Annotated in this window: 18 protein-coding genes and 3 tRNA genes; 15 read left to right on the top strand and 6 right to left on the bottom strand. The window is 66.5% G+C overall.

The features are described 5' to 3' along the window. Positions 1-70: 70 nt before the first annotated feature. Both DFO63_RS19995 and dapA read right to left on the bottom strand, forming a co-directional pair. The gene (locus tag DFO63_RS19995) at positions 71-586 is read right to left on the bottom strand and encodes a hypothetical protein (RefSeq protein ID WP_006432432.1); all 516 of its coding nucleotides are present in this window, start codon (positions 584-586) and stop codon (positions 71-73) included. A 32-nt stretch (positions 587-618) separates the two neighbouring features. After that, on the bottom strand, positions 619-1,512 hold the full coding sequence (gene dapA / locus DFO63_RS19990) for a 4-hydroxy-tetrahydrodipicolinate synthase (RefSeq protein WP_049447188.1): 894 nt from the start codon (positions 1,510-1,512) through the stop codon (positions 619-621). 163 nt (positions 1,513-1,675) lie between these two features. On the opposite strand from dapA, the gene DFO63_RS19985 reads away from it, so the two are divergent. From DFO63_RS19985 to DFO63_RS19940, 10 genes are all read left to right on the top strand, one after another. After that, positions 1,676-2,236 carry a glycine cleavage system protein R gene (locus tag DFO63_RS19985; RefSeq protein ID WP_005409051.1) on the top strand — a complete coding sequence of 187 codons (561 nt, stop codon included), beginning with the start codon at positions 1,676-1,678 and terminating at the stop codon, positions 2,234-2,236. Between the two features lie 92 nt (positions 2,237-2,328). Next, complete coding sequence (locus tag DFO63_RS19980) at positions 2,329-2,808, top strand: peroxiredoxin (RefSeq protein WP_049447186.1); 480 nt, start codon at positions 2,329-2,331, stop codon at positions 2,806-2,808. Between the two features lie 84 nt (positions 2,809-2,892). Beyond that, positions 2,893-4,293, top strand: coding sequence for a PhoH family protein (locus DFO63_RS19975; RefSeq protein ID WP_010484287.1), 1,401 nt, complete (start codon positions 2,893-2,895; stop codon positions 4,291-4,293). Then, on the top strand, positions 4,290-4,796 hold the full coding sequence (locus DFO63_RS19970) for a hypothetical protein (protein WP_049447183.1): 507 nt from the start codon (positions 4,290-4,292) through the stop codon (positions 4,794-4,796). Before DFO63_RS19975 ends, DFO63_RS19970 begins: the two co-directional genes overlap by 4 nt. A 12-nt stretch (positions 4,797-4,808) precedes the next feature. Continuing rightward, positions 4,809-5,477, top strand: a complete 669-nt coding sequence (locus DFO63_RS19965; protein ID WP_049447181.1) for a YoaK family protein — start codon at positions 4,809-4,811, stop codon at positions 5,475-5,477. Positions 5,478-5,541: 64 nt separating this feature from the next. Next, entirely contained in the window at positions 5,542-6,351 is an 810-nt protein-coding gene (gene thiD / locus DFO63_RS19960) for a bifunctional hydroxymethylpyrimidine kinase/phosphomethylpyrimidine kinase (RefSeq protein WP_049447179.1), read from the top strand. Then, positions 6,348-7,274 (top strand): alpha/beta fold hydrolase, encoded by a 927-nt coding sequence (locus tag DFO63_RS19955; RefSeq protein ID WP_119007665.1) that lies wholly within the window; start codon positions 6,348-6,350, stop codon positions 7,272-7,274. Before thiD ends, DFO63_RS19955 begins: the two co-directional genes overlap by 4 nt. Continuing rightward, a tRNA-Arg gene (locus tag DFO63_RS19950) sits at positions 7,265-7,341 on the top strand. Before DFO63_RS19955 ends, DFO63_RS19950 begins: the two co-directional genes overlap by 10 nt. Positions 7,342-7,410: 69 nt before the next feature. Next, positions 7,411-7,487: transfer RNA gene (locus tag DFO63_RS19945), tRNA-Arg, on the top strand. A gap of 32 nt (positions 7,488-7,519) precedes the next feature. Beyond that, positions 7,520-7,596, top strand: a tRNA-Arg gene (locus DFO63_RS19940). A 574-nt stretch (positions 7,597-8,170) separates the two neighbouring features. Here DFO63_RS19940 and DFO63_RS19925 read toward each other — a convergent pair. Further along, positions 8,171-9,091, bottom strand: coding sequence for a LysR family transcriptional regulator (locus DFO63_RS19925; RefSeq protein ID WP_119007664.1), 921 nt, complete (start codon positions 9,089-9,091; stop codon positions 8,171-8,173). Positions 9,092-9,231: 140 nt separating this feature from the next. On the opposite strand from DFO63_RS19925, the gene DFO63_RS19920 reads away from it, so the two are divergent. After that, a complete protein-coding gene (locus DFO63_RS19920) occupies positions 9,232-9,933 on the top strand; it encodes a pirin family protein (RefSeq protein WP_012510689.1) in 702 nt (233 codons plus the stop codon). Positions 9,934-9,989: 56 nt separating this feature from the next. On the opposite strand, the gene DFO63_RS19915 is transcribed toward DFO63_RS19920, so the two are convergent. After that, positions 9,990-12,194, bottom strand: coding sequence for a TonB-dependent siderophore receptor (locus DFO63_RS19915; protein WP_119007663.1), 2,205 nt, complete (start codon positions 12,192-12,194; stop codon positions 9,990-9,992). A gap of 147 nt (positions 12,195-12,341) precedes the next feature. Continuing rightward, a complete protein-coding gene (locus DFO63_RS19910) occupies positions 12,342-13,037 on the bottom strand; it encodes an alpha/beta hydrolase (protein WP_049445631.1) in 696 nt (231 codons plus the stop codon). A 184-nt stretch (positions 13,038-13,221) separates the two neighbouring features. Here DFO63_RS19910 and DFO63_RS19905 point away from each other — a divergent pair, with 184 nt between their 5' ends. After that, a complete protein-coding gene (locus DFO63_RS19905; RefSeq protein ID WP_049445633.1) occupies positions 13,222-14,361 on the top strand; it encodes an MFS transporter in 1,140 nt (379 codons plus the stop codon). Positions 14,362-14,442: 81 nt separating this feature from the next. Here DFO63_RS19905 and DFO63_RS19900 read toward each other — a convergent pair whose 3' ends face one another. Continuing rightward, positions 14,443-15,561 carry an alpha/beta fold hydrolase gene (locus tag DFO63_RS19900; protein ID WP_049445635.1) on the bottom strand — a complete coding sequence of 373 codons (1,119 nt, stop codon included), beginning with the start codon at positions 15,559-15,561 and terminating at the stop codon, positions 14,443-14,445. A 185-nt stretch (positions 15,562-15,746) separates the two neighbouring features. Between DFO63_RS19900 and DFO63_RS19895 the strand changes: the two genes are divergently transcribed. From DFO63_RS19895 to DFO63_RS19885, 3 genes are all read left to right on the top strand, one after another. Continuing rightward, positions 15,747-17,093: a cytochrome c gene (locus DFO63_RS19895; protein ID WP_119007662.1), complete on the top strand. Its 1,347-nt coding sequence runs from the start codon at positions 15,747-15,749 to the stop codon at positions 17,091-17,093. Then, positions 17,090-18,016 carry a c-type cytochrome gene (locus DFO63_RS19890; RefSeq protein WP_119007661.1) on the top strand — a complete coding sequence of 309 codons (927 nt, stop codon included), beginning with the start codon at positions 17,090-17,092 and terminating at the stop codon, positions 18,014-18,016. The genes DFO63_RS19895 and DFO63_RS19890 overlap by 4 nt, the downstream gene beginning before the upstream one ends. Positions 18,017-18,131: 115 nt before the next feature. Next, positions 18,132-20,510: a TonB-dependent receptor gene (locus DFO63_RS19885; protein WP_119007660.1), complete on the top strand. Its 2,379-nt coding sequence runs from the start codon at positions 18,132-18,134 to the stop codon at positions 20,508-20,510. The last annotated feature ends 1 nt before the right edge of the window (position 20,511 follow it).

Raw genomic sequence — 20,511 nt, 5'->3', positions numbered from 1 at the left:
GTTCTCGGCAGGTGCCAACCTTGGTTGGCACAGAAGCGCCGACCAAGGTTGGCCCCTACCCGACCCGCCCTTACTGGGCCAGCTTCGCCTTCAGTGCGGCGATCAGCTTCACCGGCGCTTCTGCAGTGGCCGGCAGGCCACGCGGGTCGACCGCGGAGATGTAGGCGCCGGCATCGACGGCGACCACGCGGACCAGGAAGTTGCTGCCTTCGTAGGCCACGTCATACGAGCCCAGCAGCTGCGCGCGGCTGGCGATGGTCACGCCTTCCACGCCTTCCAGCGCGGTGCCGACCTTGGCGAAAGCCTCGTCCTTGCCGCCGGCGATGGTGAAACCGGTGTTGCCCACGGCCGGGGCCGCAGCCACCGGGGCCGCCGGCTTGGTCGCCGAGGCAAGGGTCGGCACCTTGTTGTCACTGGTGGCGTTGGGCAGGTTCAGGTCCGGCGGCACTTCCAGCGGACGCATTTCCGGGGCCAGGGCGTAGTCGCCCTTGACGCCACGCTTGAAGCAGCCGGTGGTGCCGGCGGCAACGGCCACCGCAAGCAGGGCGTAGGACAGCACGCGGACGGTGGATACGGATTGACGCATGTGAATCTCCTGGGTCAGACCAAGACGGAAGGTCAGTGGCTGGAAAGGGCTTCGAGGGCGGCGATGTCGCCGGCAAGATGATCGGCCGCCGGATGGTGCGCCGCCGACAGCGGCAGCAGCGGCAGGCGCAGGTCGTGACCGATGCCGATACGGCGCAGCAACGCCTTGACCGGAATCGGGTTCGGCTCAACGCCGCAGAAATCATGGAACGGCTGCAGGCGCGCATCCCAGGACCCGGTGGCTTCGTGGTCGTGGGCGGCAGCCAGCTCGCACATCCGGCGGTAGGCGCCGGGCAGCACGTTGGAGCCGACCGAGATCAGGCCATCGATGCCGGCCCGGATCGAGCGCGCCGCCGTACCGTCGTCGCCACTGAACACGGCAAACTGCGGACTGCGCAGGGCAAGCAGCGCCTGCACCCGGCCGGTGTCACCCACCGCCTCCTTGATGCCGACGATGTTGGGATGGCTGGCCAGTTCGGCCACGGTCTCCGGCTGCATGTCGCAGCCGGTACGGCCGGGCACGTTGTACAGCACGACCGGCAGCCCGCCCTGGTCGGCAACCGCGCGGTAGTGCGCGATCAGGCCGGCCTGGGTCGGCCGCACGTACGGCGGGGTGACCACCAGCGCGTGGCTGGCGCCAAGGGCGGCGGCACGGCGGGTCTGTTCGATGGTCTTGGCGGTGCCCGACAGGCCGGTGCCGGCCATGACCGGAATGCGGCCGCCGATGCGTTCGACCGCGCTGGCCAGCAGCTGGTCGTACTCGGCATCGGTCAGGGTCGCCGCTTCGCCGGTCGAGCCAGCCACGACAACGCCATGGACGCCACCCTCCAGTTGCAGGTGCAGCAGGCGCTGCCAACCATCGGGATCGAGGGCGCCGTCGGCCCGGAACGGGGTCGCCAGCGCGGTGATGAGGCCGGAAAGGGACAAGGACGTGCTGCTCTTGGCTGGAAAGGGAAACGCCCGCCACGAAAGGCTGGGGGCGACCTGAATGTTACTTGCGGCGCGAAAGCACGGGCAAGTATGCTGGACACCGGTGGATCCCCGCCTCTGGCGGGCATTCAGACTAACGCATGCATTACCCGGAATCGCCTTGACCGACACCACCCCGCGCCCCGCGCCGAGCGAAAACCACCTCCTGATCAACGCCTATACGACGCATCCGGAGTCCCCCCTGCTGTCCGTCACCCGCCGCATCGCCGACAGCGGTTGCAACCTGGTGGACGCACGCCTGGCCACGGTCGGCCGCGATGTCTCGGTCACCGCCCTGGCCACCGGCTCCTGGGACTCGGTGGCCAAGCTCGAGGCGATGCTGACCCGGCTGGAGCGCGAGGAAGGACTGAAGCTGGTCTGGTACCGCACCGCCGCCAAGCAGGCGCAGTCCAACCTGCTGCCGTACATCGTCGAAGTGATCGCCGCCGACAAGCCGGGCATCCTGTTCCAGCTGGCCGACTTCTTCGACCGCCAGGGCATCACCATCGAGAACCTGCAGAGCACGCGCTACCGCGCCATGCAGACCGGTGCGGAAATGTTCAGTGCACAGGTCACCATCGGCGTGCCGGCCAACATGCACATCGCCGCGCTGCGCGACGATTTCCTTGAGTTCTGCGACCACCTGAACCTGGACGCGATCATGGACCCGATGAAGTTCTGAATGAATTCCTGATTTTTTCGCGCGCCTCTCACGGGCGCGTGGCGTTTCATGCAATTGTCTTGGAAAGAACCCAGGCTCGACAGAAGGACCTCATGAACAACGGCGATACCCTGGACAGCACCACCCTCTCCCTGCCGCTGGCGCTGTCCGGTGGCGAACAGGCCACTCTCGGCGACTACGTCGGCCACTGGCTGGTGCTGTACTTCTATCCCAAGGACAGCACCCCCGGCTGCACCACCGAAGGCATCGACTTCAACGCACTGCTGCCGAAATTCAAGAAGGCCGGCGCGGTCGTGCTGGGCGTCTCGCGCGATTCGGTGAAGTCGCACGACAACTTCTGTGCCAAGCAGGGCTTCAACTTCCCGTTGGTCAGCGATGGCGACGAAGCGCTGTGCAGCGCCTTCGACGTGATCAAGATGAAGAACATGTACGGCAAGCAGGTACGTGGCATCGAACGCAGCACCTTCCTGATTTCCCCCGACAGCCGCATCGTGCAGTCCTGGCGCAAGGTCAAGGTTGCAGGTCATGCCGATGCCGTTCTCGCCGAACTGAAGGCCTCCCAGTCCAAGTGAGTCCCACTGCCTACTGTGTCTGCCATCACCCTGCCCCGCAGCAGGCCGTGGTGGTTTTTCCCTGTCCGTAACCAGGAATCGACGATGACCCGAGGCAAGCGCATCTACGTGCTGGATACCAACGTGCTGATGCACGATCCCACCGCGCTGTTCAAATTCGAGGAGCACGACGTCTACCTGCCCATGCAGGTGATCGAGGAGCTGGACAACGGCAAGAAGGGCACCTCCGAAGCGAGCCGCAACGCCCGCCAGGTGAGCCGCTTCCTCAACGAGCTGGTGCAGGAATCCGGCCTGGACAACCTGGCCGACGGCATTCCGCTGCAGCGACCCAATGGCCTGCAGCTGCGCGGCAAGCAGAGCGCCGGCAAGCTGCGCTTCCAGACCAGCCATTTCGACGCCGGCAAGAGCTTCGGCAAGGTCATCCCGGACAACGCCATCCTCGGCGCGATCCTGGCGCTGAAGGAAGAAACCCCGGACCTGCCGGTGGTGTTCGTCTCCAAGGACATCAACCTGCGGATCAAGGCCGCCATCGCCGGCATCGTGTCCGAGGACTACGAGAACGACCGCGCGCTGGACGATTTCAGCCTGCTCTACACCGGCGCCACCGAGCTGCCGGAAGACTTCTGGAAGCGCCACGGCGATGACCTGCGCAGCTGGAGCGACAAGGGCCGCACGCATTACGAAATCCTGGCGCAGGATGGCGAGGAGTGGTACCCGAACCAGTACGTCTACCTGCCTGGCGAAGATGAAGTCGAGCTGCGCGTCAGCCGCGTGGTCGGCGACGGCAAGGTGGTGCTGTCACTGGTCGATGATTTCCGCCACGGCAGCCACGCCGTGTGGGGCATCAGCGCACGCAACCGAGAACAGAACTTCGCGCTCAACGCACTGATGGATCCGGAGATCGACTTCGTCACGCTGCTGGGTACCGCCGGCACCGGCAAGACCCTGCTGGCGCTGGCCGCCGGCCTGGCGCAGACGATGGACCAGCAGCGCTACCGCGAGATCATCATGACCCGCGCCACGGTCAGCGTCGGCGAGGACATCGGCTTCCTGCCCGGCACCGAGGAAGAGAAGATGACGCCGTGGATGGGCGCACTGACCGACAACCTGGAAGTGCTCACGCACAACCAGGAAGGCGGCACGTGGGGGCGCCAGGCGACCAACGACCTGCTGGCCAGCCGCATCAAGATCCGCTCGATGAACTTCATGCGCGGCCGCACCTTCCTGTCGCGCTACCTGATCCTGGACGAGGCGCAGAACCTCACCCCGAAGCAGATGAAGACGCTGATCACCCGTGCCGGCCCCGGCACCAAGATCGTCTGCCTGGGCAACGTCGAGCAGATCGACACCCCGTACCTGACCGAGACCACCTCGGGCCTGACCTACGCGGTGGATCGCTTCAAGAACTGGCCGCATAGTGCGCACATCACCCTGCGTCGTGGCGAACGCTCGCGCCTGGCCGATTACGCCTCGGAGGTGTTGTGAACCGCTGCACCCGCCTGCTGCTGCCCACGGCTGCGATCGCGCTCGCAGCCGCCCTGGGTGCCTGCACCACCACGCGCGGCCCGGCCAGCGTGCCGACCGCCGAGCGTACCGGCCAGTCCTGGGTGGTCACCCGCCCGATCATTGCCGCGCAGGTGCTCGACACCTGCTCGCGGCCCAGCCCCGGCCGCGAGGCCGGGCGGGTCAGCGGCTACTGGGCGCCCAGCCGGCAACAGGTCGACCAGCTGGAAGCGAAACTGTCTTCGCTGGAAGCCCAGGTGCCGAAGGTGCTCGACTTTGACCGCCAGTACGTCGGCATCGAAAGCGCAGGCCAACGGCTGATCTACATCAACGCCTTCCACCTGCCCGACGACAGCGGCATCAATCCGGCCCGCGAAGCGATCCGCGTCTGCGATGGCGGCGCGCAGTTCTGGGGCGCGGTGTTCGACCCGGCCAGCAACACCTTCAGCGAGCTGCAGTTCAACGGCGGCCTCGGCGGGCCCTGAGCGGCACCGCCGATGGGAATACGCCTGCCCACCTGGGTCTGGATCGGTGCGGTCGCGCTCTCGTGCGTGGCCGGCATGGTCAACGTGGTCGGCTTCCTCGGCTTCGAGCACCAGGCGGTCAGCCACATGACCGGCAGTACCAGCCAGCTCGGCATGGCACTGGCCCAGGGTGACTGGCGCGCGGTTGGCCACCTGTGGGGCCTGCTGATCGCGTTCTCGCTGGGGGCAATGCTCAGCGGCCTGCTGATCCAGGACAGCACCCTGCAGCTGGGCCGCCGCTACGGCGTGGCACTGGCGCTGGAATCGGCTCTGTTGCTGGTGGCCATTCCGCTGTTCGAACGGCACCAGATCTGGGGCGCCCTGGCCGCCGCCATGGCCTGCGGCCTGCAGAATGCAATGGCCACCACCTTCAGTGGCGCGGTGGTGCGCACCACCCACCTCAGCGGCATGTTCACCGATCTCGGCATCGGCCTCGGCCACCTGCTGCGCGGACTGCCGTTGCAGGTGCGACGACTGACCCTCAGCGGACTGATCATCAGCGGCTTCCTCGCCGGCGGCATGATCGGCGCCTGGCTGTTCATGCGCTGGCAGTACGACGCCCTGCTCGCCCCGGCCCTGCTGACGGGCCTGACCGGGCTGGGCTATGTGCTGTACCAGCAATGGGCGCGATGGCGGCATTGAATCAAGGACATCCACGCATGGCGTGGATCTACCTTCCCCAGCGGGACCACGGCACAATCGCTGGATGAGCCCGACCACTCCCGTATCCGCCCTCACCATCGCCGGCTCCGACTCCGGCGGCGGCGCCGGCATCCAGGCCGACCTGAAGGCCTTTGCAGCGCATCGCGTGCACGGCCTCTCCGCGATCGCCGCACTGACCGCACAGAACACCCGAGGCGTCATCGCCGTGCATGTGCCGCCGATCGATTTCCTGCGCGCGCAACTGGACGCCTGCTTCGACGACTTCGATATCCACGCGGTGAAGCTCGGCATGCTGGCCAACGCCGAGGTGATCAACACCGTTGCCGACGCACTGGAAAAGCATCGCCCGCCGCACGTGGTGCTGGACCCGGTGATGGTGGCCACCAGCGGCGCACGCCTGCTGGAAGACAGCGCCCTGCAGGCGATGCGCGAGCGCCTGATCCCGCTGGCCACGCTGATCACCCCGAACACGCCGGAAGCAGAGCTGCTGGTCGGACGGAAGATCGGCAACGGCGATGACGCCGAACAGGCTGCCTCGGCCCTGCTCGACCTCGGTGCCGGCGCAGTCCTGCTCAAGGGTGGCCACCTGCAGGAAGGCAACCGCGTGATCGACCGCTACTTCGACGGCGTCAGCAGCGAAGAATTCATCCACGCCCGCCTGCCGCTAGACGCACATGGCACAGGCTGCACGCTCGCCTCGGCCATCGCCGCGCAGCTGTGCAACGGCCTGAGCCTGGCCAACGCCTGCGAAGCCGGCATCGACTACGTTGCACGCGGCCTGCAGCAGGGCTATGCCCCCGGCCGCAGCGAGGTGCTGGTGCTGGATCACTTCGGCGCGGCACCGCACGCATGAGCCTCGCACCGGACGTCATTGCCGTGCAGTGCACTGATGACCATCGCTATGAAGTGATTGCCTGCGTGCCCGCACAGCCCGTCGCGCGCCTGCTGTGGCTGCCGGCGCTGGGCGTGGCCGCGCGCCACTACCTGCCGCTGGCGCAGGCGCTGGCGGCGAAGGGCGTGGCGGTGTACCTGCACGAGTGGCGCGGCAACGGCAGCAGCTCGCTGCGCCCGTCGCGCTCGCAGGACTGGGGCTATCGCGAAGTACTGGAGCAGGATCTACCGACCAGCCAGGCGGTGCTTGTCGCGGCGGATGATGAGGCCGGCGCCCTGCCCTGGATCATCGGCGGCCACAGCCTCGGCGGTCAGCTGGCCTGCGTGCATGCCGGCCGCAATCCGCAGCACTTCAACCGCTTGTGGTTGGCGGCCAGTGGCTCACCGTTCTGGCGTGGCTTCCCGCCACCGCGCGGCTGGCTGCTGCCGCTGGTCTACCGCTTCCTGCCGTGGATCGCGCAGCGCCAGGGCGTGCTGCATGGGCGGCGCCTCGGCTTCGGTGGCACCGAAGCGCGCGGCCTGATCGCCGACTGGGCGCGCGTGGGCCTGAACAACCACTACGCCGCGGCTGGCATGGACGAAGACCTCGATGCGCAGATGGCGCGCGTGCATGGCAGCGCGCAGGCGGTGCTGATGGAGCACGACTGGTTGGCACCGACCGGATCGATGCAGACGTTGCTGGCGAAACTGCCGAATGTGGACGCGCAGCTGCGCGTGCTGTCCGCGCAGGAACTGGGGACGCGCGCCGATCATTTCGCCTGGCTGAAGGCCCCGGACGCCGTGGCTGACAGCTTTTTCATTCAGTTGGATGAAAATTTTCACAAAACTATTGACGGTGCGCGCCGACATCCGCATAATTCCGCTCCTGTCGCAGGGCGCCCGTAGCTCAGTTGGATAGAGTACCTGGCTACGAACCAGGCGGTCGGGAGTTCGAATCTCTCCGGGCGCACCACTCGACAGGTTTCCAGCATCCGCCGCTGGAAATGCAGTAAAATTAGGCAGTAAGTTGATTGTGTACCGCGCGCCCGTAGCTCAGTTGGATAGAGTACCTGGCTACGAACCAGGCGGTCGGGAGTTCGAATCTCTCCGGGCGCACCATACACAGTCAGCACAACAAGTTTATGTAATTGGCGCCCGTAGCTCAGTTGGATAGAGTACCTGGCTACGAACCAGGCGGTCGGGAGTTCGAATCTCTCCGGGCGCACCATTACACCGAAACAGCAGGCCTCGGCCTGCTGTTTTTTTATGTGTGTTTTTCGGCAGGGCTGCGCCCTGCACCTGCAGATGCTTCAAGCCAAGGCAACGGCAACAGCAAAAGCTGGCATTCCGTGGGTTGGCGGGGCGGTGTCGGAGTGCGGGGACGCCGCAAGTACGTCCATGTAGGCTTGGCAGCCGCATCCATGCGGCTGACACCCCGCACTCCGACACCGCCCCACCCCTGACAGATTCTCGCGATCTGATGGATCCACGCCATGCATGGATGACTCCATCGGAATCGAATGATTCGACAATTGATCGAAGAGCATCCACGCATGGCGTGGATCTACCGTGTCGACCAAGGTCGACACCTACCAACAGCACCGGGAAACTGTCGAAGGCGGGGTGGGTCCGGTTGCGGGAGTGTCCGCGGCATGGATGCCGCGGCCAAGCCCCCATGGACGGGTTTACGGCGTCTCCCGCAACCGGCCCCACCCCGCCTCCCCACAGGAAACCAGCTTCTGCTCTTGCTGTTGCTGTTGCTCCAGCCCGTAGCGGGTGCAGGGCGCAGCCCTGCCGTACCCCTACCCCCTGGCCATTGACTGCCACCACTGCGACAGCAGCTCCGGCCTGCGCAGGCGCTCGCGCCACCAGCGCAGTGCCGCGCCATCCTCGCCGGTGCGCCAGGCCAGCCAGAACGTTTCCTCCGGCTTGTGTTCCTCCACCTCGCGGATCACCAGCTGGCCACGCGCCACCGCCGCGCGCGCACACGGCTCGGGCAGGAAACCGAAGCCCACGCCTTCGCATTGCAGCTTCAGCTTGCTGGCCATGTCCGGCACGGTCAGCATCTCCTGCCCCATCAACAGGCCCACCGTGCGCGGCAGCAACCGCCGCGCCGAATCGGAGACGGCGATCGCGCAGTGCTCGACCAGCTGCTCACGACCAAGCACGCCCGGTACGTTGGCCAACGGATGATCCGGTGCGACGGCGAACACGAACTCCACCGTGCCCAGCGGCTCGACCACATAACCACCGCCACTGGGGCCCTCGCCCGGCGCACCCACCAGCAGGTCGGCACGGCGGTCCAGCAGGGCCTCCCAGGTGCCGGACAATGCCTCGCCGATCAACCGCAGCCGGGTCGGCGCCTCCGCCTCACGAAACGCAGCGATGTCCGGACCAAGCAGCCAGGTCGGGAACACCGAGTCCACCGCCAGGGTCAGTTCGGTCTCCCAGCCCGACGCCACCCGGCGCACCCGCAGCTCCAGCTCGCGGGCCGCGCGCAGCAGATGCCGCCCCTCGTCCAGCAGGGCGCGTCCGGCCTCGGTCGGTTCGGCACGCGGGCCGACCCGGTCGAACAGCTGGACGCCGAGGTCCTCCTCCAGCTTGGCGACGGTGTAGGAAATGGTCGAGGGCACCTTGTGCAGGGCCTTGCCGGCGCCGGCGAACGAGCCGCGGCGGTCGATGGCGTCCAGGATCTGCAGGGCATCGAGGCTGAGCTTGAGCATTCGAATTTTTCGATGATGGCCGTCAAAACTATCCGTTTTTCAAACCCCGGGCGCAAGCGGATACTTCTCTCCAACGGGGAAACACGGCAACTACCGCCCTACCCCGCCCCATCGAAACCATCGAACAAGGAGATTCCATCATGCTGCAGATCCGCAAGAGCGCTACCCGTGGCCTGGCCGAGCATGGCTGGCTGTCCTCGCGCCATACCTTCTCCTTCGCCAACTACTACGACCCCCGCTACGTCAGCTTCGGCCCCCTGCGGGTGATCAACGAAGACAAGGTGATCGGCGGCCAGGGCTTCGGCACCCACAGCCACAGCAACATGGAGATCGTTTCCTATGTGCTGGGCGGCGCGCTGGAGCACAAGGACTCGATGGGCACCGGCTCGGTGCTGCGCTACGGCGACGTGCAGCGCATGAGCGCCGGCAGCGGTGTCAGCCACAGCGAGTTCAATCACTCCGCCGACGAGACCGTGCACTTCCTGCAGATCTGGATCTTCCCGGACGCGGAGAACATCACGCCGTCCTACGAGGAGACCCACTTCGCCCCGGAAACCAAGCGCGGCCAGCTGCGCCTGATTGCTTCGCCGGACGGTGCCGACGGTTCGCTGCGCATCCATCAGGATGCCCGCATCTTCGCCACCATCCTCGATGGCGGCCAGAAGCTGCATCACGCCCTCGGCAACGGCCGTGGCGCCTATGTGCAGGTGGCCCGTGGGCAGCTGCAGGTCAACGGCATCACCCTGGAAGCCGGTGATGCGCTGCAGGTCAGCGACGAAGCGCAGCTGACCCTGGAAAACGGCAACGACGCCGAAGTGCTGGTGTTCGACCTGCCGCTGTAACCGCAGCGCCCGCGATGCCATGACGCACCGCGGGCGTTTTCGTGCAGCGCCTGGCGTCAGAACCTGTACGTCATCGCCAACCGCACATTGCGCGGCTCACCCCAGGTGTAGGTGCTGTACCAGCTGAAGATCGTGTAGTAGCGCTTGTCCAGCAGGTTGTTGACGTTGAGCGTGGCCGACAGGCGATCGTTGAATTCATAGCGCGCCATCGCATCGAGCAGCCAATAAGGCTGGGTGCGATGCACCACCTTGGCCTGCGTGGCCGGGTTGGTGATCTCGCCGAAGGTGGAATCCTGCCAGCGCGCGCCACCGCCCAGCGTCAGCCCCTTCCAGTCGCCGCGCAGGCGGTAGCTGGTGTGCAGGCTGAACTGGTTTTCCGGCTCCAGCGTGGTCACCTTGCCACCGGCCTGGCGCGCGATCTTGTGCGAGAACCCACCCTGCACCTGCCAGCCCTCGGCCAGCTGGCCAGACATTTCCAGCTCGTAACCCTTGGTACGCACCCCCATCAGGGCGCGATAGGCATCCTGACCATCCGGTGTCTTGCCACCGGTGGGCTGGGCAAAGTTGTCCTGGTCAAGCTGGAACAACGCCGCACTGGCATTGAGGCGACCATCGAAGAACTCAGCCTTCAGGCCCACCTCGTAGCTGCGGCCTTCCAGCGGATCCAGCGCCTTGCCCTGCTCGTCGCGCTGCCCCTGCGGTTTGAAGATGGTGCTGTAGCTGGCGTACACCGAGTAGTGCTCACCCAGGTCGTAGACCACACCGGCATACGGCACATAGACGCCGGTCTCGCGCGTGTCCGGCGAGCGGTAGCTGGCCAGGCGGCTGCCGACGATCAGCTTCAACGGATCGGCCACGTCGAAACGGCCGACCACGTACAGGCCGTTCTCACGCGTCACTTCGTTGTTGCTGTAGCTGCGCTGCCACTCCGGCTCGGGAATGTCGCCCTGCCATGCGCGGTAGTCGGGTACTTCCGTCGGGTAGCCAGGCTGCGGCGAGTAACCGGTATTGGTCCAGCGCTTGCGCGAAGCACTGCCGCCCACCACCAGCTCATGCTCGCGGCCAAACAGGCCGAAATGACCGCTCAGATAGAAGTCGGCAGCGTTGCTGACGGTCTTGCCGACATACTTGCCCAGCCACAGCGACACGCCTTCGCCAGTGACCGGATCAGGATTTCCACCCGCCGCCCCGGCCAGCGCGGCGTCATAGCCGTTGACCTGGTGGTTGAGCTGCAGCTTGGCGACCCAATCGTTGTCGAAGGTGTGCTCCAGCGTGGCAAAGCCGGTACGCACATACTGGCGCCAGCCACTCCAACGGGTGCCGTTGTTGAACGAGCGCGGCATGTCATTGAAGCTGCCTGCACTGTCCAGCAGCGGAATGCCGCCCCAGGTCGAGCCCTTCGGATCGCTGTCCATCGCATCGCCCCCCACGGTCAGCAGGGTGCGCTCGCCCAGATCGGCCTCCAGCACGGCGTAACCGACCTTGCTGGTGCGCTGGTAGTGGTCGAGGTTGGAATGCTTGTCCTGCCACGCACCGACCGCGCGGCCGCGCACACGCCCATCGGCGGTCAATGGGCCACCCACATCGATCTCGGCACGATAGTCGTCCCAGCGGCCGACACCCAGCGTCGCACTGCCGGCGAAGTCCTTGCCCGGCTTCTTGCGCACCAGGTTGATGGTCGCGCCTGGATCGCCCATGCCGGTCAGCAGGCCGGTGGCCCCCTTGAGCACTTCGATGCGGTCATAGATCGCGGTATCGCTGAGCGTGTTGCCCGCCGAATAGGCCGAGTCACGCGACATCGGGATGCCGTCGTACTGGAAGTTCTGCACGGCAAATCCACGTGCGTAGTACTCGGTACGCTCGCTGTCGTAGGTGACGATGCTGATACCCGGGGTCACCCGCATGACGTCATCGATGCCGTTCAGGCCGAAGTCGTCCATCTGTGCGCGGGTAATGACGCTGATGCTCTGTGGCGTCTGGCGCGGCGTCAGCACCAGGCGGGTGGCGGTGGCGATGGTACCAGGCGTGTACGCGCCGCTGCCCTCGGTGATGGTGCCGAGCAGGTTGGCGGTGACCTGGACGGTCTGCAGCGTCTGCGATGCCGGCGTGCGGGGGGCCTTGTCCGGTTCGGTGGTGGACTGCGCGGCTGCGATGCCGCTGCTGGTCAGTGCGGTGATCAGCAGGCCCTGGGCAAGCGCCTGCGGCAACGCACGGCGACGTGGCAATGGGGACGAAATACGGGCATCAGGCACAGACAGCACGACGGGACCTCCACGATCGGGTGGGATCCTCTGGCGGCGGCTGGAGGGAAGACGGGGACGCGGCCGGATGGCCGCAGGCGCAGGAGTGTACTCCCCTGCGCCCCGGCTGTCGTGCGATGTGCTTTGGTGCGGCGCGCTGCCGCAGGCTCAGCCGCCGATGGCGGCGCAGGCCTCCAGGATCAGCGCGGTCACTTCCTTCGGCTGCGAGGCCAGCGAGGCATGGCTGGCATCCAGTTCCAGCAGTCGCTTGGGCTGCATCCTTGCGGCCATGGCCTTCTGGTTCTCCGGCGCGATCATGCGGTCGTGGCGGGACAGCTGGTACCAGCTCGGCCTGTGCTTCCACGCCGGGTCGCTGACCGCGTCACCAAAGGTGCTGGCCAGCGGCGCCTTCTGGGTCACTGCCATCACCCGGCCTTCGTCGGCGCTCAGGTCCTGGCAGAAGCTCTCATGGAACTTGTCCGCACGCAGCCACAGGTAGCCATCGCTGTCCGGTGCGAGGTTCGGCGCCGCCTCCGGCAGGTGCTGCTGGGTGATGCCTCCCGGGCTCTCGCCGGCATCGGGTGCGAAGGCAGCGATGTAGACCAGGGCCTTCACGTTGTCCTCGTTGCCGGCCTGGCTGATCACCGCGCCACCATAGGAGTGGCCAACCAGCACCACCGGTCCATCGATCTGCCGGATCATCTTCTGCGTGCGTCCTGCATCATCGGCCAACGACGTGAGCGGCAACTCCACCGCCTGCACACGGTCATGACCATTGCGATGCAGTTCCAGGATCACCTTGGCCCAATGTGCGGCCCCGCCCCAGAATCCATGGACGAGGAGGATGGTGGGTGTCGTGCTCATGTACAGGTCTCCGGCAGCGGCCGGCGGAATGCCGACCGTGCAGCCACTGTCCGTGTGCAGCGTTAATCGCTGGTGACGCAATCGGGCCACTGCAATCGTATGCGTCGTTCGATGTCATGCACGGCACTTGCCGACTCTGCCTGAAAACGTTTTCATACTGATTCCCCGGAGCCTCGCATCACGCATGACGCCCTCATCCCCACGTGCCCAGCAGCACGCTACCCGTGCCGCTTTCTTCATTCCCGGATTCGCCACCGCTGCGTGGGCGCCGATGGTGCCCTACGCCAAGGCCAAGGCTGGGCTGTCCGACGCAAGTCTCGGCGCGGTGCTGCTGTGTCTTGGGCTGGGTTCGTTGCTGGCGATGCCACTGGCAGGTGCGCTGACCGGGCGGCTGGGCTGCCGTCGGGTGATGGTGATCACCTGCGCGATGATGCTGTGCGCTCTGCCCTTGCTGGTGCTGGCGCCCTCGCCGGTGGCGCTGGGCGCGGCACTGTTCGTGTTCGGCGCCGGCGTCGGTGCACTGGATTGTGCGATGAACATGCAGGCGGTGGCGGTCGAGCGCGACGCCGGGCGCGCGATGATGTCGGGCTTCCACGCCTTCTACAGCATCGGTGGATTCGTCGGCGCCGGCTGCATGACCGGGCTACTGATCCTCGGCACGTCGCTGTGGCTGGCCGCGCTGGTTTCGGTGGCCGCTCTGCTGCTGGTGGCCGTGCTGTCGGCGCCGCATTGGCGTCCGCAACGGATCCTGCACGAAGGACCTCTGCTGGCGCTGCCGCATGGCGTGGTGCTGTTCATCGGCGTGCTGGCCTTCGTGGTGTTCCTTGCCGAGGGCTCGATGCTGGACTGGAGTGCGGTGTTCCTGGCTGAAGTGCGGCAGGTACCGCGCGACCAGGCCGGGGCCGGCTTCGCGTTGTTCACGCTGGCGATGACCGCGATGCGCCTGTTTGGCGACGGTATCGTCGAGCGCCTCGGACGCACCCGCACCCTGGTCATCGGCGGCATCACCGCCGCAGCAGGCTTCACCTTGGCCACGCTGGTGCCCTCGTTCCCGGTGGCGCTGGCCGGCTACGTGCTGGTCGGGCTGGGCTGCGCCAACATCGTGCCGGCGCTGTTCTCGATGGCGGGCCAGCAGCGGGTGATGCCGGAGAGCATCGCCATCACCGCGGTCACCACGCTGGGCTATGCCGGCATCCTCGCCGGTCCGGCGGCGATCGGCGCACTGGCACATGCCACCAGCCTCGGTTTCGCCTTCCTGTGCGTGGCCGCGCTGCTGCTCGGCGTCGCGGCGTCTGCGCGCTCATTGGCACGACGCGTGGCCTGACAGAAAAAGGGGACGGAGGGGATTAAGTCGATTCTGCCCCGGGTGTGCTGCAAACGACTTAATCCCCTCCGTCCCCTTTTCTCAGCTGCGTGTCAGCCACTCGGCCTGGGCCGGCAGCTGCGGTGCCGGGCACGCGCTCTGCGGATGGTGCTCGTCGCGCGCCATCCAGTCATCGACCACCCCGGCCAGCAGGTCCAGCCGCAACGGCAGGGTGATGTGGTCTTCGCCGCGCATTTCGATGTAGTGCGCGCGCGGGTTGGCCTGCGCGAGCTCGCGGCCCTGGCTGACCGGAATGTGCTGGTCGCCCTGCCCGTGCAGCAGCAGTACGCAGGCGCGGGTATCGGCCAGCGCGCGCGCCACGTCCACGCGGTCCAGATCGACGTCGATGCGGCGGCTGGCGGCGGCGATCACCTGGTTGATGTCCTGGCCGCCGTAGCGCCAGCGCGCGTACGACGCCACCGCCTGCGCCTTCAGGCCTTCCGGCTGCAGCCCCATCAGGTGCGGGATCATGGTGCGGATCGCCACGCCGGCATTGGCGAACGATTCCATCGCCACCACGCCTTCCACCTGGTCGCCGAGCTTGTCGGCGGTGAACACTGCGGTGGCCGCGCCGTACGATACACCGAACAGGTACAGCGGCCCGGTCACCTCGCCACGTGCACGCAGCTCACCGATTACATCGACCACGTCATCCGATTCATAGGTGCCATAGCCGGACGGACCGGCGCCGGACTGGCCATGGTTGCGCAGGTCGAGGGTGATCACGCGATAGCCGGATTCGGCCAGCTGCAGCGACCACGGCAGCATCGAATCGCCGTTCATCATCCAGCCGTGCAGCAGCACCACGGTGCCGCGCGGCGCCTGCGCATGGAACGGCTGCGGCACGGCCAGGCTCAGGCCGGTATCCAGCGGCAGGCCGTTCTCGTGGCGCTGCGGCAGGTAGTGGTAACGCGCGCCGTAGTCGCCCGGATCGAACACACGCCAGAAGATCGGCACGCCATCACGGCCCGGCGCGAAGCCATGGCGGTTGGGCAGTTCGGCGATGGCCGCAGCGATGCGCGGACGATCGAGCAGGGTCGATACGCCACCCGGCGCGATCAGCCGATCGGCGAGCGAGGTGGATGCGGCATTGATCGAGGAGGAGCATGCAGCCAGCCACAGGCCGGCGCACGCCAGCAACAACAGCAGCAGGCGCTTCATATCACGTCATAGGGGTGAATCAGACAGGTTGGGACGTTAACGCCCCAATAGTCCGGCCATCTATCGCGCGTGGATGACGGCTTGATGACAACGCAGGAACGATTCAGCTTGGTGTACAAGCTGTATCCGTTCAGTCATTGATCCGGATCAATGAACGCGCGCGCGGGATTGCCCACAGTGCCGCCATGCGCACCTCGTTCAAGCTCGCCATTGCCCTGGCCGCCACGCTGGCCGCCGCCTACGGCATCGCCCGCAGCACGCCCTACTGGTTCGCACCGCGGCAGACCGCGCAGGTCGACATCCACGATCCGGCGCTGATCGCGCAGGGGCAGTACCTGTCGCGTGCCGCCGACTGCGCGGCCTGCCACACCGCGCCAGGCGGCAAGCCCTTCGCCGGTGGCCTGGGCATGCAGACGCCGATGGGCACGATCTATTCGACCAACATCACGCCCGATCCGGACACCGGCATTGGTGCCTACGACTACGCCGATTTCGAACGCGCGGTGCGCCGCGGCTTCCGTCACGATGGCCAGCCGCTGTATCCGGCGATGCCGTATGCCTCGTACGTGATCGCCAGCGATGCCGAGATCAAGGCGCTGTACGCCTATTTCATGGGCTCGGTGCAGCCGGTGAAGCAAAGCAACGCCGACAGCACGATTCCGTGGCCGGCCAACATGCGCTGGCCACTGGCCTGGTGGCAGCTGCTGTTCGCGCGACCACGCAGCTTCAGTCCCGATCCGTCGCTGGATGCCGGCCAGCAGCGTGGCGCCGAACTGGTGGAAGGCCTGGCCCACTGCGGTGCCTGCCACACGCCACGTGGCCTGGCATTCCAGGAAAAGGCGATGGCCGATGATGGCAGCCGCCAGTTCCTGTCCGGCTCGGTGCTCGAAGGCTGGTATGCGAAGAACCTGCGCAACGAGTCGACCGGCCTGGCCAGCTGGAGCGAGGGCGAGATCGTCGACTTCCTGCGCACCGGACGCACCGATCGCTCGGCGGCCTTCGGCGGCATGGCCGATGTGGTCGAGCACAGCACGCAGTACCTGTCCGACGCTGACCTGCTGGCGATGGCGCGCTACCTGAAGCAGCTGCCGGCGCGTGAGGGCCGCAGCGCACAGTGGTCGCCGGGGACCGACACCACCACCGCAGCACTGCGCAATGGCGACTACCGCGTGGCCGGTTCGCTGGCCTATACCGAGCACTGCCAGGCCTGCCACCGCGCCGATGGCCGCGGCATGCCCCGCGTCTACCCGGCCCTGGCCGGCAACTCGATCGTATTCGCCGATGATCCCAGTTCGTTGGTACAGGTGACCCTGATCGGCGGCCGCACGCCGCATACCCCGCACGACCGCATGGCCTTCACCATGCCCGGTTTCGAGCAGCTGTCGAACGCGCAGCTGGCACAGATCCTGACCTTCATCCGCAGCAGCTGGGGCAACCAGGCCAGCGCAGTGAGCGAGGTCGAGGTGGCGCGCATGCGCCGGGTGGTGCGTGACAAGCCGGTGCACTACGTTCCGCAGGAGGCCGCACGATGAAACGTTCGCGCAGACGTTCCCGCCTGCTGTTCGGTAGTGCGATCACCGTGGTGCTGCTGGCCGGTGCGGGCACCCTAGCCTATCGTCACCTGCATCCGGACCTGGATGCCGCCGTAGCCAGCACGATCGACATCCTCGATGCGCAGGGCAAGGTGATCGGGCACTACCACGCGCCCAGCGCCGAAGAGATCGCCGGGCTGGGCAACGCCGAATCGGTGATGCTTGGACGCCGCATCCTCAACGAGACCGCGCGCCTGCTGCCGGACAACGTCGGCAACGATCTGAACTGTAATTCGTGCCACATGGCCGAGGGCAAGCGGCCGTTCGGCAACCACTACTTCAACACCGGTGGTGGCGCCTATCCGCGCTACATGCCGCGGCCGGGCAAGGTGATCGGGCTGGCCGAACGCATCAATGGCTGCCTGCAGCGTTCGATGAACGGCAAGCCGCTGCCAAAGGACGCGCCGCAGATGCGCGCGATGCTCGACTACATGGCGTGGCTGAGCAGTCCCGTGCCAGACGGTGCAAAGGTGGCCGCCCCCAGCGAGGGCCCCATCGACAGCACGCTGACGCCGGACCCGATCCGTGGCCAGGCGCTGTACGCCGTGCAGTGCGCGGCCTGCCATGGCGACAACGGCGAAGGCCGGCGCGACGCCAGCGGTGACATCGCCTTCCCGCCGCTGTGGGGCGACCACAGCTTCAACATCGGCGCCGGCATGGCGCGCCTGTACAAGGCAGCCGGTTTCATCAAGCACAACATGCCGCCGGCGGTGACCCGCGAGCCGCCGCTGGGGCAGCAGGTGATGCCCGACCAGGATGCGGTGGACATCGCCGGCTATTTCATCAACCAGCCCCGGCCGGACTTCGCCAACAAGAGCAAGGACTGGCCGCGCGACCCGAAACCCAAGGACGCACGGTACTGAAGCAAGTGGCGGGTGCCGACCGTCGCACAACACGATTCCTGCATCATCACGTCATGCCGATGTCATTGGCGTTGCCGACACTCCGGGGCTTCCCTCCTCTGAAGGTCCGGTCTCGATGCGAACGTCTGCGTGCTTTCCCCGTGTCTCGCTGCTTGCCCTGCTGATCGCCCCCGCACTGGACGCCCTGGCCGAAGCACCGCAGGGCGATGCCGCTGAAGCGCGCAGCAGTGAGGCCCGCACCCTCGACCAGGTGCAGGTGATCGGCCAGGCCACCAGCTACGCCAAGACCTCGGTGCGCGCGGAAACGCTGAACCGCCAGACGGTGATGAGCAGCGTCAACGACGCGCTCAATGAAGTGCCCGGCGTGGTGGTCAGCGAAGCTGATGCCACCGGCTCGTCGGTGTGGGGCACGCAGATCAGCATGCGTGGCTTCGTCACCAACCGCGACACCCAGCAGATCGGCACGACCATCGACGGCCTGCCCAACGGCGGTTCGGGTTACGGCGGCGGCTCGCTGGCCAACCGCTACATCGACACGCTCGACCTGGAAACGGTGGAAGTCAGCCAGGGCACTGCCGATATCTCCTCGCGCTCGAACGAAGCGCTGGGTGGCACGCTCAACTTCCTCACCAGCGATCCGCTGCAGGACAGCCGCCTGCGCTTCGTGGTCGGTGCCGGTGACAACGAAGCGCGCAAGTACTACGTGCGCTACGACACCGGCCTGCTCGGCGGCCATACCCGCGCCTGGATGAGTGCCTCTTCGGCGCGCGTGCATGACTGGATCGATGGCAGCGGCAAGACCAGCAGCGATCACATCGCCGGCAAGTTCATCACCGAGCTGGACCGCTGGACGCTGACCGGCTACCTGTCCTACAACGATGCCGACGAGCCGGAGTACACCAGCGTCTCGCCGAAGGGCTTCGCCACCAACCCGGACCGCGACAACCTGGTTGGTACCCTCACCGGCATCCCCTATCTGGACCAGAACTACCGTTCCGGCTCGCGTGCGCTGCGCGAGAACACCTTCGGCTACCTGCGCGCGGCCTTCGACGGCGGCAACGGCTTCAAGGCCTCGGTGGCGGCCTACGGGCACCGTATGGAAGGTCGTGGCGACTGGCTGCCACCGTACCTGGCACAGGTCAGCGATGATGGTGCCGGCCGCCCCGAGTCGGAGTACATCGGTGGAAAGACCGTGTATGGCGGCAGCAACCGCGGCCAGATCTTCTTCGTCAATCCCGACGGCAGCGTCGCGCAGCGCCTGGCCAGCTGCACGCCGCGGCTGGGCTTCACTGCCGAATACGATCCGAACTGCTATGCCGGCAACGTGCTGGGCGCGCAGTCGTATCGCCACACCCACTACGACAATGACCGCATGGGCGTGACCGCCGACGTCGAGTGGCGGCAGACCTTCGGTGCGGTCGACAACACGATCCGCGGCGGCCTGTGGGTGGAGAAGCTGGACCGCTCGGCCCGTCGCGACTGGCACCGCCTGCTCAACGTCGGCCAGGACATCGCCTTCGACCACCAGCCTTACTGGGTGCAGTTCGAGGACAAGTACAAGGTCGACGAGCAGATGTATTACGTCGAGGACGTGGCCCGCTTCGGGCCGTTCAGCGCGCGCCTGGGCGTGAAGCAGTTCTTCGTCGACCAGTCGCGCCGCCGCGTGATCGGTGCCAGCGAGCACGTCAAATCCGATTCCAAGTCCGATCCGCTGCTGTCCACCGGCTTCACCTGGGCACCCGGCGTGGAAGGCATGGAGCTGTTCGCTGGCTTCTCGCAGAACTTCGCCGCCATTCCCTCCGGCGTGCTCGGCGAGACCGACCCGCAACGCTTCCGCAACGTCGAGCCGGAAACCGCCGACAACATCGAAGTGGGCATGCGCATCAGCCGCTGGCCGCTGACCGCCTCGGTCACCCTGTACAACATCAAGTTCGACAACCGCATCGTCTACCTGCCGGCCGGTTTCGTCAGCGGCATCGACTACCTCGGCGAGACCGACGGTGTCTACGAGAACTTCGGCGGCGTGGAAAGCAACGGCCTGGAGGCGGCGTTCGGCTATGGCTGGGACAACGGCTGGCGCCTCAACGCCGCCTATACCTACAACCGCTCCAAGTACCTGGGCAGTGGCGATGCCGCACGTGATACCCAGTTGGGCATCGTCGACGGCGCCAAGGTGATCGGCCAGCCCGAACAGACCCTGGTGCTGTCGGCGGACTGGCAGGGTGAGAACTGGAACTTCGGCCTGTCCGGTCGCTACCTGGGCACGCGCTACCTCGATGCCGCCAACGTCAACAAGCTGCCTTCGGCCACCGTGTTCAACGCCAATATCGGCTTCGACCTGCAGGGCCTGTCGCCGCGCCTGAAAGGCATGGGCGCCAACCTGGTGGTGAGCAATCTGACCGACAAGCGGTATCTTGCAGGGGTGGACGGCCGCGACAACGCCTTCATCGGCGCCCCGCGCACCGTCGGCATCTCCTTCCGTGTGGACCTGTGAG

It is taken from the genome of Stenotrophomonas sp. AG209, from assembly GCF_003550055.1.
Classification (GTDB): Bacteria; Pseudomonadota; Gammaproteobacteria; order Xanthomonadales; family Xanthomonadaceae; genus Stenotrophomonas.
The sequence above is the reverse complement of the archived record's forward strand: the minus strand, read 5'-3'. Positions and strand labels throughout refer to the sequence as shown.

Bases quoted from the DNA above. Each gene is read 5' to 3' on its own strand.
- DFO63_RS19920 (WP_012510689.1), top strand. From the start codon at position 9,232: ATGCTGCAGATCCGCAAGAGCGCTACCCGTGGCCTGGCCGAGCATGGC.
- DFO63_RS19925 (WP_119007664.1), bottom strand. From the start codon at position 9,091: ATGCTCAAGCTCAGCCTCGATGCCCTGCAGATCCTGGACGCCATCGAC.
- DFO63_RS19890 (WP_119007661.1), top strand. From the start codon at position 17,090: ATGAAACGTTCGCGCAGACGTTCCCGCCTGCTGTTCGGTAGTGCGATC.
- DFO63_RS19965 (WP_049447181.1), top strand. From the start codon at position 4,809: ATGGGAATACGCCTGCCCACCTGGGTCTGGATCGGTGCGGTCGCGCTC.
- DFO63_RS19980 (WP_049447186.1), top strand. From the start codon at position 2,329: ATGAACAACGGCGATACCCTGGACAGCACCACCCTCTCCCTGCCGCTG.
- DFO63_RS19995 (WP_006432432.1), bottom strand. From the start codon at position 586: ATGCGTCAATCCGTATCCACCGTCCGCGTGCTGTCCTACGCCCTGCTT.
- thiD (WP_049447179.1), top strand. From the start codon at position 5,542: ATGAGCCCGACCACTCCCGTATCCGCCCTCACCATCGCCGGCTCCGAC.
- DFO63_RS19975 (WP_010484287.1), top strand. From the start codon at position 2,893: ATGACCCGAGGCAAGCGCATCTACGTGCTGGATACCAACGTGCTGATG.
- DFO63_RS19900 (WP_049445635.1), bottom strand. From the start codon at position 15,561: ATGAAGCGCCTGCTGCTGTTGTTGCTGGCGTGCGCCGGCCTGTGGCTG.
- DFO63_RS19895 (WP_119007662.1), top strand. From the start codon at position 15,747: ATGCGCACCTCGTTCAAGCTCGCCATTGCCCTGGCCGCCACGCTGGCC.
- DFO63_RS19885 (WP_119007660.1), top strand. From the start codon at position 18,132: ATGCGAACGTCTGCGTGCTTTCCCCGTGTCTCGCTGCTTGCCCTGCTG.
- DFO63_RS19905 (WP_049445633.1), top strand. From the start codon at position 13,222: ATGACGCCCTCATCCCCACGTGCCCAGCAGCACGCTACCCGTGCCGCT.
- DFO63_RS19910 (WP_049445631.1), bottom strand. From the start codon at position 13,037: ATGAGCACGACACCCACCATCCTCCTCGTCCATGGATTCTGGGGCGGG.
- DFO63_RS19955 (WP_119007665.1), top strand. From the start codon at position 6,348: ATGAGCCTCGCACCGGACGTCATTGCCGTGCAGTGCACTGATGACCAT.